The following is a 15,926-nucleotide window of genomic DNA, read 5'->3' as shown; positions in this document are numbered from 1 at the left end:
GCGGTTCACGGCCCGGCCGTGCCCGCATCCCGCACAGACAACTGGTCAATTGTGCCAGACGGGTCCGCATGCAGTGAAATCGCTCGCCTCGCCGGGGCGCACAGGCAACCGCCAATTGGTTAGGCTGACGACTACGGGCGGGCGGCGTCAGCCACGCCCGTTCCCCGCTTGAAGCACTTCTTGGAGGATTCGTATGCGTCGGCGGCCATCGAGGCTGGTCGCGGTGATCGCAGCGGCGCTTGCTGTGGCCGCGTGCGAGGCCCGGTCGTACGGCACACCGCCGTCGGCCAGGCCGGACCCACCTACCTTGACCGTCGTCGCGCCGCAGGGACCGCTGGCACCGCTGCCCGAGGCACCGCCCGACGAACCCGCCTCGTCGTTCAACGGACTCGACGACCGCACCACGCAGGCCACCGCGGACGCCGCCGCCAAGGGCGCCGACATCACCACGGTCGTGCTCGACCGGTCGACGGGTCAACGGATCACCAACGGCAACGGCAGAGGCATCGCGATCGCCTCGGTGGTCAAGCTCTTCATCGCCGACGACATGCTTCTGCGCGGTCCGCCGCTCTCGCCGGAGGGCCTCAAGTACTTCCAGTCGATGCTGCGGTCCTCCGACGACAGCGCGGCGCAGGTGTTCTGGGAACGCAATGGCGGAAGCGCAATCGTCACGCGGGTCGCGGCCCGCTACGGGCTCTCCGGCACCAGACCGAACGGACTGTGGTTCAACACCATCAGCACGGCGGCCGACCTGGTGCGCTATTACGACATGATGCTGTCCGGTGCAGGCGGCCTGCCCCGGGACAAGGCCGACATGATCGTCGACAACCTCGCGCAGTCCACCCCGACGGGAATCGACGGGATGATGCCGGGCGGCGTGTACCCGCAGCGGTTCGGCATCCCCGAAGGCCTCTACGCCGAACCGGTCGCGGTCAAACAGGGCTGGATGTGCTGCGTCGGCGCCGACTGGATGCATCTTTCGACGGGCATCATCGGGTCCGACCACCGCTATGTCATGGCGATCGCGTCGGACCAGCCTGCGACCCCGGACGCGGCCAGAGCGACCATCACCCAGGCCGTCAAGACGATGTTCCCCGGCGGGCGGATCTAGCCCGCCCTACTAGGCTGGGACCGCGCGGACGGCAGGTGTCGCATCATGGTTGGCGCATCGCCTCGCCGGGTAAAGACTTGTTCATCGTTCCTGTGAGGAGAGCTATGCGTGGGCAGCCGTCGAGTCGGTCGACGGCGATCGCGGCCATCATGTGCGCGGCGCTGCTCGTTGCCGGTTGTGAAGCGCAGGGTTCCGGCACACCACCGGATTCGGATGCACCGCAGGCGGCCATCGTCGAGCCTCAGAACAACACTCTGCCGATGCCCCAGGCGCCGCCGAAGGCACCCTCTGCGGGGTTCGACGGCCTCGACGCACGCACCCGGCAGGCCGTCGCCGACGCGGCGAACGCCGGCGCCGACATGTCGGTTGTCGTGCTGGATCGCAACACCGGCCAGACCGTCTCGGTAGGGAGCGGCTCATCGTTTCCGATCGCCTCGGTGGTGAAGCTGTTCATCGCCGACGAACTGCTGTTGAGGGACTCCAAGGGCGAGACGACACTGTCTCCCACCGACCGCAAGACCCTTGACGTCATGTTGCGGTCCTCCGACGACGGCGCGGCCCAGACGTTCTGGGACCGCCTCGGAGGCAACGCCGTCATCGCCCGCGTCAAGGCGCGGTACGGGTTGGGCGGCACTGCGGCGCCCTGGAACGGGCACTGGGATGTCACTACCAGCACCGCAAGCGATCTCGTCCGCTACTACAAGATGCTGCTGGACGGCAGCGGCGGCCTCCCAGCCGAACAGGCCGCCGTCATCATGGGCAACCTCGCACAGTCGACGCCGACCGGGATCGATGGCTACCCGCAGCGCTTCGGCATTCCCGAGGGCCTCTATGCCCAGCCCGTCGCAGTCAAACAGGGTTGGTTCTGCTGCTGGAACGGCGGCAACCAGTTGCACGTCTCCACCGGCGCGATCGGACCCGACCGTCGCTATGTCATGGCGATGGGATCGCTGGATCCGACCGGTGCGGCGGCGGCGCGCGACAGGATGACCCAGGCGGTCAAGACGATGTTCCCCGGCGGCAAGATCTAGTCGGGCCCGTCGATCAGATCCGGTCGGCGTTCGCGGGTGCGGTCCAGGCTCTGCTGCCGTCGCCACGCCGCGACCTTCGCGTGGTCCCCCGAGAGCAGCACATCGGGCACATCCAGGCCGCGCCAACTCGGCGGCCGGGTGTAACTCGGACCCTCCAGCAGACCGTCTGAGTGCGAATCCTCTTGGTGTGACGCGGGATTTCCCAACACGTCCGGTAGCAGGCGCACGACGGCCTCGATCATCACCAGCGCAGCCGACTCGCCGCCGGGCAATACGTAATCGCCGATGGAAACCTCTTCGACGCGCATCCGCTGCGCGGCGTCGTCCATCACGCGCTGATCGATGCCCTCGTATCGGCCGCACGCGAACACCAGGTGCGACTCCTCGCCCCAGCGTTGTGCCGTCGCTTGCGTGAACAGCCGCCCTGCGGGCGTCGGGACAACGAGAAGTGTTTGCGGCGAACATATTTCGTCGAGCGCGTCACCCCACACGGGGGCCTTCATCACCATTCCCGGCCCCCCGCCGTACGGGGAGTCGTCGACTGACCGATGCACATCATGCGTCCAGTGCCGCAGGTCGTGCACCCGAAGGTCGACGGTGCCGGCCTCGATCGCCTTGCCGGGCAACGACTGTCGCAGCGGATCCAGGTAGTCGGGGAAGATCGTCACGACCTCAATGAGCACGGTTGGCCATCCTCATTGAAGCTCCAGAAGACCTTCGGGCGGGTCGATCTCGATGGTCTCGTCTTGCAGCGACACCTCAGTGACGATGGCGCTGACGAACGGCACCAGCACTTCGGCGCCCGTCTCCGACGTCACCGACAACAATTCGCCCGCCGCGGTGTGCAGCACTTCGTTGACGTTTCCGACGAGCCGGCCGTCGATGGTCACCACCCGCAACCCCTCGAGCTGATGGTCGTAGAATTCGTCGGGGTCGTCGATCGGCGGCAGATCCTCGGTGTCGACGAGGAAGACGTTGCCGCGCAACGCTTCGGCACCGTTGCGGTCAGCGACGCCTTCCAATCGCACCAGCAGCCGCCCGCTGTGCTCGCGGGCCGATTCGATGACGAGTTCGCGCTGCGGCCCGCCTCGCGACGGTCGTGCCCGTAGTCGCGTGCCCGGCGCGAAACGCGTGTCGGGATCGTCGGTGCGAACCTCGACGACAACTTCGCCGGTGATGCCGTGAGCCTTCACGACACGTCCGACTACCAGGTCCATCGTGGACTGCTACTGGTCGGTGTCCACCACGTCGACGCGGATGCCCCGGCCGCCGATGCCCGCGACCAGGGTGCGCAGCGCGGTTGCCGTCCGGCCGCCGCGCCCGATGACCTTGCCGAGATCCTCGGGGTGCACGTGCACCTCAACGGTGCGGCCGCGGCGGGACGTCACCATGTCGACCCGGACGTCGTCGGGGTTGTCGACAATGCCGCGGACCAGATGCTCGACCGCGTCGACGACGACCGAACTCACGATTGGTCGGCCTGCTCGGCAGGCACCGTGGCGTCTGCGCCTTCAGCTGCCGGCTCGGACTCGTCCTTGACGGGAGCGGCCTCGGCTTCGACGGCCGGCGCCTCGGTGGTCTCCGCATCCTCTGATGTCGCCGACGCATCGGCTCCGGCGACCTTGGCGGCCTTCTTCGCGGGCGCCTTCTTCTTCTTGGCGGTGGTGGCCTCGGTGCTGGGGCCGCCGTCGGCCTCGGCGAGCGCCGCATTGAACAGATCGAGCTTGCTCGGCTTGGGCTCCTTGACCTTCAGCGTGCCTTCCGCGCCGGGCAGGCCCTTGAACTTCTGCCAGTCGCCGGTGATCTTCAGCAGCGCGAGCACGGGTTCGGTGGGCTGGGCGCCGACACTGAGCCAGTACTGGGCGCGCTCCGAGTCGATCTCGATGAGGCTCGGATCTTCCTTCGGGTGGTACCGGCCGATGACCTCGATCGAGCGTCCGTCGCGGCGGGTGCGCGCGTCGGCGACGGCGATGCGGTACTGGGGATTGCGGATCTTGCCAAGCCGGGTGAGCTTGATCTTGACAGCCATGATTAAGCGAACTCTCCTCGTGCAGTTGCCACGCTGCAATTCAGCGACCGCGGGCGGTTGCCCGGATCCGGTTTTGCCTTACGTGTGTGACCGCCGCGGGGCCGTGGTCCTGCGGCGGACAGCCGCCCATTGTGCCAGAACAGCCGCTACCGGGCGAAATCGTGCTGCGGCGGCCTCACAAGATTTTGTCGTAGCACTTGATCTCGACGCGGCGGGACAGCCGCCAGCCGGCGGCGGTGCGGACGAACTCGTCGTCGTACCAGACGCCGACCTGCATCACCTTGGGCTTTTCCCCTTTGAGGATCATCGGGTTGAAGCAGAAGGTGCGCGCGGTGGCGGTATCGCCTGCGAGCGTGATCGCAGGCAGTCCCAGCATGTGGGCGTTGCGCTCGAAATAGGTCGGCAGCGTCTCGGCCAGCCAGGCTTTGATCTGCGGATATCGGCCGTCGACGCCTCCGGTGTCGCGGTAGTCGATGTAGGCGTCTTGGGTGAAGATGTCGTCCAGCTCGTCGAATTCGCGACGGTCGATGGCCTCGGAATAGCTGATCAGCAGGTGTTGCAGTTCGAGGCGGTCGGAGATTTCTTCGAGGCTCAGCATGGGTCGATTGAACACCGGCCAGCGGCCACCCGTGGATCAGGGTTATTGTGCTAAACCCATGGGGAGGTTTTTCGCGGTCGTGGCCGCATGCCTGAGCATGCTCTCGTTGTCGGTGGCACCGTTGTCCGACGTGCCGATGGCCGAGGCGGAGCCCGTCGTCCAGCCGGTCGGCAACGTGTCGCCGCCGCCCGAGGGTCCCGCACCGGCGTGGATCGTCGCGGATATGGACACGGGGCAGGTGCTCGCCGAGCGTGAGATGAACGTCCCTCATCCCCCGGCCAGCACGATCAAGACACTGTTGGTGCTGACCGCGCTCGACGAGGTGACCGATCTCGATGCGACGGTCCTCGGAACCGAGGCGGACACCCAGGTCGAGTGCACGTGCGCAGGCGTCGAGCCGGGCCGCGCCTACACCGCACGGCAGCTGCTCGAAGCGGTCCTGCTGATGTCGGGCAACGACGCCGCCAATGCACTGGCCGACATGATCGGCGGCTACGACGTCGCGGTGGCCAAGATGACCGCCAAGGCCGCCGCCATCGGCGCGCTCGGCACCTACGCGTCGACACCGTCGGGTCTCGACGGACCGGCGGGCCCAGGGGCCACCACGCCGCGCGACCTTGCGGTCATCTTCCGCGCGGCGATGGCCAACCCGGTGTTCGCACGGATCATCGCCCAGCCTGCGGCCACGTTCCCGACGAAGACGGGCGACAGCCCCATCGTCAACGACGACCAACTCCTGCACCGCTATCCAGGCACGCTCGGCGGCAAGACCGGGTTCACCGACGCCGCGCGCAAGACGTTCGTCGCCGCCGCCGACCGCAACGGACGCCGGCTGGTGATCGCCATGATGTACGGGCTGGTCAAGGAGGGTGGCCCGACGTACTGGGATCAGGCGGTGAGCCTCTTCGACTGGGGCTTCGCCCAGGACACGCAGTTGAGCGTCGCGTCGCTGTAGCGATCGACGTTAAACAAACGTAGTCAAAAGTTGTTGATCCGCAACGGATCCGAGACCTGCGCGCGGCCGAAACCGGTGTTTGCGCAGGTTACTCTCGGCGTTCGTGCGAAATATGTTGGCAGCCTTGGCAACCGCGCTCGCTGTGACGGGCTCTGCGGTCGCCGCGCCGACCGCGTCAGCTGAGCCGGGTGTCCAACCGGCCGGCGCGGTCGCTCTCCCTGACGGTCCGGCACAGGCGTGGCTGGTCGCCGATCTCGACTCGGGACGCATTCTGGCGTCGCACGACCCGTTCGGGGAGCATGCGCCTGCCAGCACGATCAAGCCCCTACTCGCCATGGTCGTGCTCGACAATCTGCGGCCGGACAACTTCGCGCGCGCCAACCAATCCCACACCGAAGTCGAATGTTCATGTGTCGGGCTGGAACCCGGCCAGGTCTACACCACCCGGCAGCTGCTGGAAGCCCTGCTGATGGTGTCGGGCAACGACGCGGCGAACATGTTGGCCGACATGCTGGGCGGGCAGCAGGTCGCGGTCGCCGCGATGAACCGCAAGGCGGCCGCTGTCGGCGCACGGAGCACGCGTGCGTCGTCGCCGTCCGGCCTCGACGGCCCCGGATGGGAGTCGATCACCACTCCCCACGATCTCGCGGTGATCTACCGCACGGCACTCACCTATCCGCTGATCGCACAGATCTTCCGCGAGCCATCGGCAGCCTTCCCCGGTAAGACGATCACCGCGCAGAACCAGCTGCTGTCACGCTATCCCGGCACGATCGCCGGCAAGACGGGCTACACGAACCTCGCGCGCGACACCTTCGTCGCAGCGGCCCAGAGAGGTAACCGCAGGCTCGTCGTCGTCGAGATGTACGGCGACGGCGATCTGTACGGTCAGGCGATCAGCCTCTTCGACTGGGGCTTCGCGCAACCCTGAGCCTTATTTGCCCATCACCTCGGCAGGCGGCGGGCACGTGTCGTGATCCTGAAGGTCTTCGCCATGGCCGCTGCCTGGATCAGCGGCGTCGGCGCGTCCTGCGAGCAGAACGAATCCGGGCGCTCCGTCGACGCCGGTGGTCCCGACCGCCACCAGAGTCTGCGCCGCCATCACATCTCCGCCGGCAAGGCCGTCTGCAAGCAGCCGGAACGGGTTGACGCCGTCCAGCCCGTCGGCGGCCACCGCGATCGCGCGGTACTGCTGCCCCACCAACGGCACGGGAAACGCCGACCACGTCGGTCCGATGGCCCCGGCGTGCGTCGCCAGGGCCTTCCGGACGTCGGCGCGCACGCAGTCGACGTGGATGTGCAGCTGGTTCTGCGACCGCGCCGCAGCGGAGTTGACGGCCAGGCTCACCCAGTCGCGCGGCAGCCCGCGCCCTGCGCGCTGCTCGACATACGCGCGGGCGCGCCACGCATCGGCGAAGTAGTTCGGCGCATTCCAGGCGAGGACCTCAGGGCTTTCGATACCTGCTACGCGCGCGGTCGGGATCACCAGGAACTGCGTCGCGCCGACGAAGTCCTTCAGCACTGCGTAGCCGCCGCCCAGATCGACGTGTGCGCACGGTGCGGGCCGGTGCACCGTCAGCTCGGCGGGCACGCACTGGCCGTTGACGATGTCCCACAAGGCGTTGGGGTCGGCCACCGCGCACGGCGTGCCGGCCGCCAGCGCCAGCACCGTCAGCAGTGCGGCCGCGGCGCGCAGCCGCCGGGAACTAGTGGACGCGGCCACGCAGTATGACCACGTCCGGGTCGTTGATGACGGCTGCACCGGTGCGCGGGTCCTCGGCGTAGCAGACGAGATCCGCGGGGGCGCCGTGCTCCAGCGAAGGCCTGCCCAGCCAGCCGCGGGCGGTCCAGCTCGCCGCGCCGAGCGCTTCGGTCGGTGTCATCCCGATCCGTTTCAGCGCATCGATCTCCTCGGCGATGCGGCCGTGGGCGACCATGCTGCCCGCGTCGGTGCCCGCGAAGATCGGCACCCCCGCCTCGTGTGCGGCCGCGACCCGGGCGCCGCTCTTCTCGTAGAGGTCGCGGATGTGGCCGGCATACCGCGGGTACTTCGCCGCGCCGTCGGCGATCCCCGGGAAGTTCTCGATGTTGATCAGCGTCGGCACCAACGCGGTTCCGTGTTCGACCATCAGCGCGACCGTGTCGTCGGTCAGTCCCGTGCCGTGTTCGATGCAGTCGATCCCGGCCGTGATGAGACCGGGCAGCGCGTCCTCGCCGAACACGTGAGCGGTCACCCGCGCACCCTCGGCATGCGCCGCCTTCATCGCCGCCTCGAGCACATCGTCGGACCACAGCGGCGCCAGGTCTCCGACCTCTCTGTCGATCCAGTCGCCGACCAGCTTGACCCAGCCGTCGCCCCAGCGCGCCTGCTCGGCGACCGCCTCCGGCAGCTGCGATTCGTCCTCCAACTCGATCGCGAAGTCGCGCTGGTAGCGCTTCGGCCGGGCCAGATGGCGGCCGTGCCGGATGATGCGAGGCAGATCGTCGCGCTCGTCGAGGGCACGCGTGTCGATCGGTGAGCCGCAATCGCGCAGCAGCAGCGCGCCCACCCCGCGTTCGGTCTCGGCCTGCTCGATGCAGTCGTCCAGGTTGTCGAGCGGGCCGTGCTCGCCGAGGCCGACATGGCAGTGCGCGTCTACCAGACCCGGCACGATCCAGCCGCCGACACCGTCGGCACCGAAGACGGTCTGCGCGTCGGCGACCGGTTCGGCGCTCAGCACCCCGTCGACGATCCACCACTCAACCGGCTCGCCGTCGGGCAATCCCCGACCTCTGACGTGGAGGCGCTGCGGCGACGTCATCTAGTTCTTGGGGAACTTCAGCTTCGACAGGTCGATGTCGGCCAGGCCGGGCGGCAGCTCGTCGAGACCCTTCGGCATGTTCGACAGATCGGGGAAGCCCTCCGGCACACCGGCACCGGCGCCGAACGGACTCCTGACCTTCGGCGGTGTAGGACCCCGCCCGCCCTTCTTGCCCTTCTTCTTGCCCTTCGCGCTCTTGCGCGACGAACCCTTGCGGCCGAACGGCATTCCCATCTGGCCTGCCATCTGCGACATCATCTTGCGGGCTTCGAAGAACCGGTCGACGAGTTGATTGACCTCCGACACAGTGACACCGGAGCCGTTGGCGATGCGCAGCCGTCGGGACGCGTTGATGATCTTCGGCTCGGCGCGCTCCTGCGGTGTCATGCCGCGGATGATGGCCTGCACCCGGTCGAGCTGAGAGTCGTCGACCGCGGCCAGCGCATCCTTCATCTGCCCGGCGCCGGGCAGCATGCCGAGCAGGTTGCCGATCGGCCCCATCTTGCGGATGGCCATCATCTGCTCGAGGAAGTCCTCCAGCGTGAGTTCGCCCGAGCCGATCTTGGCTGCGGCATCCTCGGCCTGCTGCGCGTCGAAGACCTGCTCGGCCTGCTCGATGAGTGTGAGCACATCGCCCATGCCGAGGATGCGGCTGGCCATCCGGTCGGGGTGGAAGACGTCGAAGTCGTCGAGTTTCTCGCCCGCCGACGCGAACAGGATCGGCACGCCGATGACCTCGCGCACCGAGAGCGCGGCGCCGCCGCGGGCGTCGCCGTCCAGCTTGGTGAGCACCACGCCGGTGAACCCGACGCCCTCGCGGAACGCCTCCGCTGTGGTGACGGCGTCCTGGCCGATCATCGCGTCCACGACGAACAGCACTTCGTCGGGATCCACGGCCTCACGGATCGAGGCGGCCTGTGCCATCAGCTCGTCGTCGATGCCGAGCCGGCCCGCGGTGTCGACGATGACCACGTCGAAGTGCCTGGCCCTGGCCTCGGCGAGGCCGTCAGAGGCCACCTTGACCGGGGCGCTGGCGTCAGTGTCGACGGAACCGTCGGCCGACGCGCCGGGATGCGGCGCGAAAACCTCGACCCCTGCCTGGCCGCCGACGACCTGAAGCTGATTCACCGCGCCGGGGCGCTGGAGGTCACAGGCCACCAACAGCGGCGTATGGCCTTGTCCCTTCAGCCATTTCGCGAGTTTGCCGGCCAGAGTCGTCTTACCCGAACCCTGCAGGCCCGCAAGCATCACCACGGTCGGCGGGGTTTTGGCGAATGCCAGCTGACGGGTCTCCCCGCCGAGGATTCCGATGAGTTCCTCGTTGACGATCTTGACGACCTGCTGGGCCGGGTTCAGCGCTGCGGAGACCTCGGCGCCGCGCGCCCGCTCCTTGATGCGGCTGACGAACTCGCGCACCACGGGCAGCGAGACGTCGGCCTCGAGCAGCGCCAGCCGGATCTCACGGGTGGTCACGTCGATGTCGGCGTCGGTCAACCGCCCCTTGCCACGCAGGCCCGACAGGGCACCGGTCAACCGGTCGGACAGAGATTCAAACACGCAGCTAGCCTAACCGGCCTCGGACACCGGCTTCGCGGGCGGCGGCGCCGGCAGAACCTCATAGAGATCTTTGTCGAGCTCGTCGCGGACCGTCGAGCCGTCCGCTGCTTTCTCGGCAGGGATCACGATGCCGAACAGGTCGACAACCGACGAGCCCAAGGTGGTCACTTTCGCCCACGCGATGTCGACACCGTCGCGCTCGAACACCGCGGTCAGCCGCGCCAGCAGGCCCCCGCGGTCGCTGGATCGGATCTGCACGACGAGCTCGCCCGGTTCGGCACCCTCCGACCAGAGGATCTTCGGCGGCGCCGAGGCATGGTTTATCGGCACACCGGCGGGCACTTCGCCCGCGCGGGCCGTGCCGTACTGTGCGGCGTCCCGGTCGCGACGGTCCAACGACGCCAGCACGTCGAGTTCGCCGTCGAGGGCGAGGATGAGCTGTTGGCGTAACAGTTCGGCGGCTGGCGGCGAACCGAAGTGCGGTGAGACGACGAACGTGTTGATCGCCGAGCCCTCATGAGCGTTGACCGAAGCCGAGTGCACCCGAAGCGAATTCAGTGCCAATACACCGGCCGCCTTCGACAGCAGCCCGCGCCGGTCCGGTGCGATCATCGTGACGTCGTAGATGTGTGCGCCCTCACCCGGCGTCATCTCGACATGCACACCGACGGTTGAGGCGAGCGAAATGAAGCGGGGATCAAGGGGTTCCGGACGTGGCAGCGCCTCACCCGCCATCACCAGCCTGCACCGCTGCACGAGGTCGCGGATGAGGGACGCCTTCCAGTCGCCCCACACACCGGGACCGGTCGCCAGCGAGTCGGCCTCGGCCAGCACGTGCAACAACTCCAGCAGCACGGTGTCGCCGTCGAGTGTTTCGACGACCGCTTCAATGGTCTTCGCGTCCTGCAGGTCCCGGCGAGTTGCGGTGTGCGGCAGCAGTAGGTGGTGCCGCACCACCTTGGCGAGCAGTTCGATGTCGGACGGCCACAGCCCGAGCCGCGTGCCGATCTGCGTGGCGAGTTCCGCTCCGATCACGCTGTGATCGCCCCCTCGGCCCTTGCCGATGTCGTGGCAGAGAGCACCGAGCAGCAGCAGGTCGGGCCGGAACACCCGGGTGGTGAATGCGCTTGCCCGGGAAACGGTTTCGACGAGATGGCGATCGACGGTCCAGATGTGCACGACGTCGCGCGGTGGCAGGTCACGAACGGCGCCCCACTCCGGGAACAGCCGACCCCACAGGCCGGTGCGGTCGAGCGCTTCGATGGTCGCGACCGCCGACGGCCCTGCGGCGAGCATCACAAGGAGGTCGTTGAGGGCCTGCTGCGGCCACGGGGTGCGCAATTCGGGCGCGGTCTGGCCGAGCCGGGCGAGTGTGGACGCCGCCATCGGCAGGCCGGTGGTCGCCGACGCCGCGGCCACCCGCAGGATCAGCCCCGGGTCGCGCTCGGGCCGTGCCTCGCGGGCCAGGATGACCTCGCCGCCGAACTCGATGACACCTTCGTCGAGCGGGCGACGGACGGGGCGCCGCAGCGCGGCGAAGCCCCGACGCGGAAGAGCATTGGCGGCGGTGCGTATCCCGGCGTCGACATAGAAGCTGATCGTGCGCGCGGCGTCGGACAGCGTGCGCGCCAGGTCGAAACGGTCGCCGATGTGCAGCGCGGCACCGATCTCGTCGGCGTGCTGGGCCAGCACAAGGTCGCGGCCGCGGCCCGAAACCCGGTGCAGTTCCGTGCGCACGTTGAGCAGGGCGAGGTGCGCCTCGCCGAGTGTTTCGGTCGGTGAGGCCAGCGACCGGCTCGGGTACACGTCGGCCAGTTGAGCGATCGCCAGCGCATTGAGAAGCTGCACGTCGCGCAGGCCGCCGCGGCCAGCTTTCAGATCCGGCTCGGCGCGGTGGGCGATTTCGCCGCTGCGTTGCCATCGTTGCCTGGTGTGTTCGACGAGTTCGTCGAAGCGTGAGGCGATTCCGGTGCGCCACTGCCTACGCGCGCCGCCGACAAGCAGTGACGACAGATCGGCGTCACCGGCGATGTGGCGGACCTCGAGCATCGCGAGCCCAGCCGAGATGTCCTGTGCGGCAACCGTCATCGCCTCGGCTACGGTGCGCACGCTGTGGTCCAGCCGAATATTGGCGTCCCACAACGGATACCACAGGTTCTCGGCGACCTCGCTGACGACCTTCTTGGGCAGGTTGTCGTGCAGCAGCATCAGGTCGAGGTCGGAGAACGGCAGCAGCTCGCGGCGCCCGAGGCCACCGGTGGCGACGATCGCGAACCCGCTGGTTCGGGTGATCCCGATCTCGGTGGCCTTCGTCGAAAGCCAGAACTCGTGCAGTTCGACCCATGCATCGCGAAGCGCAGCGGCATCGAGGTGGTGGGAACCGGAGAGCAACTGGGCGCATGCCGCGGTCAGATCGGTCGCGGCCTTCGACGAAACCGCCGCCGGAACCCCCGATGGGGTGGGCCCACAGCTTGCTAGGGGAACGCCGGCGGCGGAATCTGGTTTTTGCTTTGTCATTTCGTGTCCTCCCCCGGCCCTTTACCTTTTAACGCTCACGTTGCACCGGGAGACGACGTCTCACTTCGCCTGGTTACAGGGCGTCCGACCCCCGCTCCCCGGTGCGGACGCGGACGACGGTGTCGACCGGGCTCACCCACACCTTGCCGTCGCCGATCTTCCCGGTGCGAGCGGCCTGCACGATCACGTCAACCACCTTGTCGACGGCCGAGTCGTCGACAAGCACCTCGATGCGCACCTTCGGCACGAAGTCCACGGAGTACTCCGCCCCGCGGTACACCTCGGTGTGGCCCTTCTGCCGTCCGTAACCCTGCACCTCGCTGACGGTCATTCCGAGGATTCCCGTCTGCTCGAGGCCGGTCTTGACATCTTCGAGCGTGAACGGCTTGACGATCGCAGTAATCAGCTTCATGTTCTCCCTTATCCCTCCACGCCGGGGTGACGGCCGAGTGTCGAACCAGCTCCGACCGTCGCGAAGTCGTAGCCCGTTTCGGCGTGCTCGGACTCGTCCGCTCCGGTGGCTTCATCTTCCTCGTCAAGACGGAGCCCCACAGTGAACTTCACTATCAGAGCCAAGATAGTGCTGGCAATCGCGCAGTAGAGGAAAACCGCACCTGCGCCAACCGCTTGGCGCCACAGCTGGTCGAAGCCACCGCCGTAGAACAGGCCCGCGACACCGTTGTAGGTCTCCGGCGCTGCGACCAGGCCGATCATCAAGGTGCCGATGAAACCACCAACGAGGTGGACACCGACCACGTCGAGCGAGTCGTCGTAGCCCAGTTTGTATTTCAGGCCGACCGCAAGAGCGCACAGCACACCGGCCATGAAGCCGATCGCCAGCGCGCCCACCACGTTGACCGAACCACAGGACGGCGTGATGGCAACCAGGCCTGCGACGATGCCCGACGCGGCACCCAGCGAGGTGGCCTTGCCGTCACGGATGCGTTCCGTGAGCAGCCACGCCAGCATCGCAGCCGCCGTCGCGACCGTGGTGGTGACCATCGTCGAGCCTGCGGTGCCGTTCGACGAGGTCGCCGAGCCCGCGTTGAAGCCGTACCAACCGAACCACAGCAGACCCGCCCCGAGCATCACGAACGGCAGGTTGTGCGGCCGCATCGGTGTGCCCGGCCAGCCCTTGCGCTTACCGAGGATGATGGCGAGGACCAACGCCGCGGTACCGGCGTTGATGTGCACCGCCGTGCCACCCGCGAAGTCGATCGCCGCGAGCTTGTTGGCGATCCAGCCGCCGGTTTCAGCGGTGCCACCGTCGAACGAGAACACCCAGTGCGCGACGGGGAAGTACACGAATGTCACCCACAGCGCCGTGAACAGCAACCAGCCACCGAACTTGATGCGGTCGGCGACCGCGCCGGAGATCAGTGCGACGGTGATGATCGCGAACATCAACTGGAACGCGACGAAAACCGTGGCCGGGAAGGTGAAGACCAGCGGGATGTTGATCGCGTCGGCGGCTTCGGTTCCCGCGGCCGCGTCGGCCACGACGGCCTCGGCACCGTTACCGCCGATCAGACCCTTCAGTCCGAAGAACTGCGTCGGATCACCGAACAGATTGCCGACGTCGTTGCCGAACGCCAGCGAGTAACCGTAGAGCACCCAGAGCACCGTCACGACGCCCATGGCACTGACGCTCATCATGATCATGTTGAGCACGCTCTTGGCGCGCACCATGCCGCCATAGAAGAACGCAAGGCCCGGTGTCATCAGCAACACCATCGCGGAGCTCACAAGCATCCACGCGGTGTCGCCGGTGTCCGGTATGCCCATAGTCGGGAATCCATCCACTCGCTGTTTCCTCCTTCGACAAGGCACGGCCGCAAAGGGTTTCCGACCGTTGCCTGGTCTTCAGACAATGCTGAGTGGTTGTTTCGTCTAAGACGCCTGTGCGTTTCGCTCGTGTGAACGGATGCGCTGGTTACGTTTCGCCGGTGTTACATCGAGCGGTTTTCAAAGATGGTATTCGTCAACCGAGGAGTGCGTCGACGAACGCTTCGGGCTCGAATGGGGCCAGATCGTCGGGGCCCTCGCCGAGACCGACCAGCTTGACCGGCACACCGAGTTCCTGTTGGACGCGAAACACGATTCCACCTTTTGCTGTCCCGTCGAGTTTGGTCAGCACGACACCGGTGATGGCAACGACGTCCGCGAATACCCGGGCCTGCGCCAGGCCGTTCTGTCCGATCGTCGCGTCGAGCACAAGCAGCACCTCGTCGACCGCTGCTCGCTTGCTCACCACGCGCTTGACCTTGCCGAGTTCGTCCATCAGACCGGTCTTGGTGTGCAACCGGCCCGCGGTGTCGATGAGCACGACGTCGGCGCCGGTCTCGATGCCCTTGTCGACGGCGTCGAACGCCACGGATGCGGGGTCGGCGCCCTGTGCGCCGCGAATGACCTGTGCGCCCACCCGGGACGCCCATGCCTGCAGCTGGTCGGCCGCCGCTGCGCGAAAGGTGTCCGCCGCACCGAGCACCACCCTGCGGCCGTCGGCGACTAGCACCCGCGCCAGCTTCCCGACCGTGGTGGTCTTGCCGGTTCCGTTGACCCCGACGACCAGCAGCACAGACGGGTGGTCGTCGTGCGGCAGCGCTCTGACCGAACGGTCGAGGTCGGGCTGCAGTTCGGCAACGAGCACCTCGCGCAGAACCGCGCGCGCGTCGGCTTCGGTGCGTACCCGGCCGCTGGCCAGCCGCCCGCGCAGCGCCGTCACCACCGATTCGGCCGTCACCGCGCCGAGGTCGGCGACCAGGAGCGTGTCCTCGACGGCTTGCCACGAGTCCTCGTCGAGGTCGCCGCCGCCGAGCAGGCCGAGCATGCTGCGGCCGAGCGCATTCTGCGACTTGGACAGACGCCCGCGTAGGCGCTCGAGGCGACCTTCCGTCGGTGCGATAGCGCCGATATCGGGGGCCGCGGGCGCTTCCTGTTCAACCTCGGGCGCTGCGGGCGCGCTGGGCGCTTCGGGCAGCGCCACGTCGGCGATGGGCCGCTTGGGCGCATCACGCGGGATGGTGGCGTCGTCGCCGACCGCGGGCAGACCGCTGGTGTCGAGGCGTTCCGGTGGCGCCTTGGTGGGCGGCGGGGCCGTCGCAGATGCTGACGATTGTGTGAACGTGATGGTCGAAGAGGCGGCGTATCCGCCTGACCGATCGACCGGTGTGGCAGTGTCGGTGCTGGTGGACGAGTCGAGCTTGATCTTGCCGCGGCGGTATCGGACGAGGCCGTACACCACGACTGCAGCGACGACCAGGACGGCGATGACCGCGATTGCGATCCACAAAGACTCGGACACGCAGTCATTGTCCCAATATGGGT

General features: G+C 67.6%; 16 protein-coding genes. 4 read left to right on the top strand and 12 right to left on the bottom strand.

Translation table 11 applies throughout. The features are described 5' to 3' along the window. Nucleotides 1-193: 193 nt before the first annotated feature. Together C6A82_RS09970 and C6A82_RS09965 are read left to right on the top strand one after the other, a co-directional pair. A complete protein-coding gene (locus C6A82_RS09970) occupies nt 194-1,111 on the top strand; it encodes a serine hydrolase (RefSeq protein ID WP_105345770.1) in 918 nt (305 codons plus the stop codon). Nucleotides 1,112-1,215: 104 nt separating this feature from the next. After that, complete coding sequence (locus C6A82_RS09965) at nt 1,216-2,142, top strand: serine hydrolase (RefSeq protein WP_105345769.1); 927 nt, start codon at nt 1,216-1,218, stop codon at nt 2,140-2,142. Here C6A82_RS09965 and trmD read toward each other — a convergent pair. From trmD to C6A82_RS09940, 5 genes are all read right to left on the bottom strand, one after another. After that, on the bottom strand, nt 2,139-2,825 hold the full coding sequence (trmD, locus tag C6A82_RS09960) for a tRNA (guanosine(37)-N1)-methyltransferase TrmD (protein ID WP_105345768.1): 687 nt from the start codon (nt 2,823-2,825) through the stop codon (nt 2,139-2,141). The two genes, C6A82_RS09965 and trmD, sit on opposite strands and share 4 nt — an antisense overlap. A 12-nt stretch (nt 2,826-2,837) precedes the next feature. Then, the gene (gene rimM, locus C6A82_RS09955) at nt 2,838-3,359 is read right to left on the bottom strand and encodes a ribosome maturation factor RimM (RefSeq protein ID WP_105345767.1); all 522 of its coding nucleotides are present in this window, start codon (nt 3,357-3,359) and stop codon (nt 2,838-2,840) included. A gap of 9 nt (nt 3,360-3,368) precedes the next feature. Continuing rightward, nucleotides 3,369-3,611 (bottom strand): RNA-binding protein, encoded by a 243-nt coding sequence (locus tag C6A82_RS09950; protein WP_099040063.1) that lies wholly within the window; start codon nt 3,609-3,611, stop codon nt 3,369-3,371. Then, nucleotides 3,608-4,171: a 30S ribosomal protein S16 gene (rpsP, locus tag C6A82_RS09945; protein ID WP_105345766.1), complete on the bottom strand. Its 564-nt coding sequence runs from the start codon at nt 4,169-4,171 to the stop codon at nt 3,608-3,610. The genes C6A82_RS09950 and rpsP overlap by 4 nt, the downstream gene beginning before the upstream one ends. Before the next feature lie 175 nt (nt 4,172-4,346). Next, on the bottom strand, nt 4,347-4,769 hold the full coding sequence (locus C6A82_RS09940; protein WP_105345765.1) for a nuclear transport factor 2 family protein: 423 nt from the start codon (nt 4,767-4,769) through the stop codon (nt 4,347-4,349). Nucleotides 4,770-4,827: 58 nt separating this feature from the next. On the opposite strand from C6A82_RS09940, the gene C6A82_RS09935 reads away from it, so the two are divergent. Together C6A82_RS09935 and C6A82_RS09930 are read left to right on the top strand one after the other, a co-directional pair. Then, a complete protein-coding gene (locus tag C6A82_RS09935; RefSeq protein WP_105345763.1) occupies nt 4,828-5,724 on the top strand; it encodes a D-alanyl-D-alanine carboxypeptidase family protein in 897 nt (298 codons plus the stop codon). A gap of 103 nt (nt 5,725-5,827) precedes the next feature. After that, nucleotides 5,828-6,655, top strand: a complete 828-nt coding sequence (locus tag C6A82_RS09930) for a D-alanyl-D-alanine carboxypeptidase family protein (protein ID WP_396836790.1) — start codon at nt 5,828-5,830, stop codon at nt 6,653-6,655. Nucleotides 6,656-6,658: 3 nt separating this feature from the next. Here the strand turns inward: C6A82_RS09930 and C6A82_RS09925 are convergent, their stop codons facing one another. The 7 genes from C6A82_RS09925 to ftsY all read right to left on the bottom strand — a co-directional run bounded on the left by C6A82_RS09925 (nt 6,659) and on the right by ftsY (nt 15,903). Continuing rightward, the gene (locus C6A82_RS09925) at nt 6,659-7,447 is read right to left on the bottom strand and encodes a CDP-diacylglycerol diphosphatase (RefSeq protein ID WP_233216958.1); all 789 of its coding nucleotides are present in this window, start codon (nt 7,445-7,447) and stop codon (nt 6,659-6,661) included. Further along, the gene (locus C6A82_RS09920) at nt 7,431-8,525 is read right to left on the bottom strand and encodes an amidohydrolase family protein (RefSeq protein WP_105345760.1); all 1,095 of its coding nucleotides are present in this window, start codon (nt 8,523-8,525) and stop codon (nt 7,431-7,433) included. The genes C6A82_RS09925 and C6A82_RS09920 overlap by 17 nt, the downstream gene beginning before the upstream one ends. Beyond that, on the bottom strand, nt 8,526-10,082 hold the full coding sequence (gene ffh / locus C6A82_RS09915) for a signal recognition particle protein (RefSeq protein ID WP_105345758.1): 1,557 nt from the start codon (nt 10,080-10,082) through the stop codon (nt 8,526-8,528). A gap of 9 nt (nt 10,083-10,091) precedes the next feature. Beyond that, entirely contained in the window at nt 10,092-12,599 is a 2,508-nt protein-coding gene (locus C6A82_RS09910; RefSeq protein WP_311101769.1) for a [protein-PII] uridylyltransferase, read from the bottom strand. A gap of 73 nt (nt 12,600-12,672) precedes the next feature. Continuing rightward, nucleotides 12,673-13,011 (bottom strand): P-II family nitrogen regulator, encoded by a 339-nt coding sequence (locus C6A82_RS09905; protein WP_066983268.1) that lies wholly within the window; start codon nt 13,009-13,011, stop codon nt 12,673-12,675. Nucleotides 13,012-13,019: 8 nt separating this feature from the next. Continuing rightward, complete coding sequence (locus C6A82_RS09900) at nt 13,020-14,402, bottom strand: ammonium transporter (RefSeq protein ID WP_199193847.1); 1,383 nt, start codon at nt 14,400-14,402, stop codon at nt 13,020-13,022. A gap of 178 nt (nt 14,403-14,580) precedes the next feature. Further along, entirely contained in the window at nt 14,581-15,903 is a 1,323-nt protein-coding gene (gene ftsY / locus C6A82_RS09895; RefSeq protein WP_199193846.1) for a signal recognition particle-docking protein FtsY, read from the bottom strand. Nucleotides 15,904-15,926: the final 23 nt, after the last annotated feature.

The organism is Mycobacterium sp. ITM-2016-00318, assembly GCF_002968285.2.
Lineage (GTDB): Bacteria > Actinomycetota > Actinomycetes > Mycobacteriales > Mycobacteriaceae > Mycobacterium.
Note: the sequence above shows the minus strand (reverse complement) of the source record. Positions and strands in the feature narration are given on the sequence as shown.

What these genes read in the sequence shown, in the direction of transcription:
- C6A82_RS09970 (WP_105345770.1), top strand. Translation starts at nt 194, where the DNA reads ATGCGTCGGCGGCCATCGAGGCTGGTCGCGGTGATCGCAGCGGCGCTT.
- C6A82_RS09965 (WP_105345769.1), top strand. Translation starts at nt 1,216, where the DNA reads ATGCGTGGGCAGCCGTCGAGTCGGTCGACGGCGATCGCGGCCATCATG.
- rimM (WP_105345767.1), bottom strand. Translation starts at nt 3,359, where the DNA reads ATGGACCTGGTAGTCGGACGTGTCGTGAAGGCTCACGGCATCACCGGC.
- rpsP (WP_105345766.1), bottom strand. Translation starts at nt 4,171, where the DNA reads ATGGCTGTCAAGATCAAGCTCACCCGGCTTGGCAAGATCCGCAATCCC.
- C6A82_RS09940 (WP_105345765.1), bottom strand. Translation starts at nt 4,769, where the DNA reads ATGCTGAGCCTCGAAGAAATCTCCGACCGCCTCGAACTGCAACACCTG.
- C6A82_RS09935 (WP_105345763.1), top strand. Translation starts at nt 4,828, where the DNA reads ATGGGGAGGTTTTTCGCGGTCGTGGCCGCATGCCTGAGCATGCTCTCG.
- C6A82_RS09920 (WP_105345760.1), bottom strand. Translation starts at nt 8,525, where the DNA reads ATGACGTCGCCGCAGCGCCTCCACGTCAGAGGTCGGGGATTGCCCGAC.
- C6A82_RS09910 (WP_311101769.1), bottom strand. Translation starts at nt 12,599, where the DNA reads ATGACAAAGCAAAAACCAGATTCCGCCGCCGGCGTTCCCCTAGCAAGC.
- C6A82_RS09905 (WP_066983268.1), bottom strand. Translation starts at nt 13,011, where the DNA reads ATGAAGCTGATTACTGCGATCGTCAAGCCGTTCACGCTCGAAGATGTC.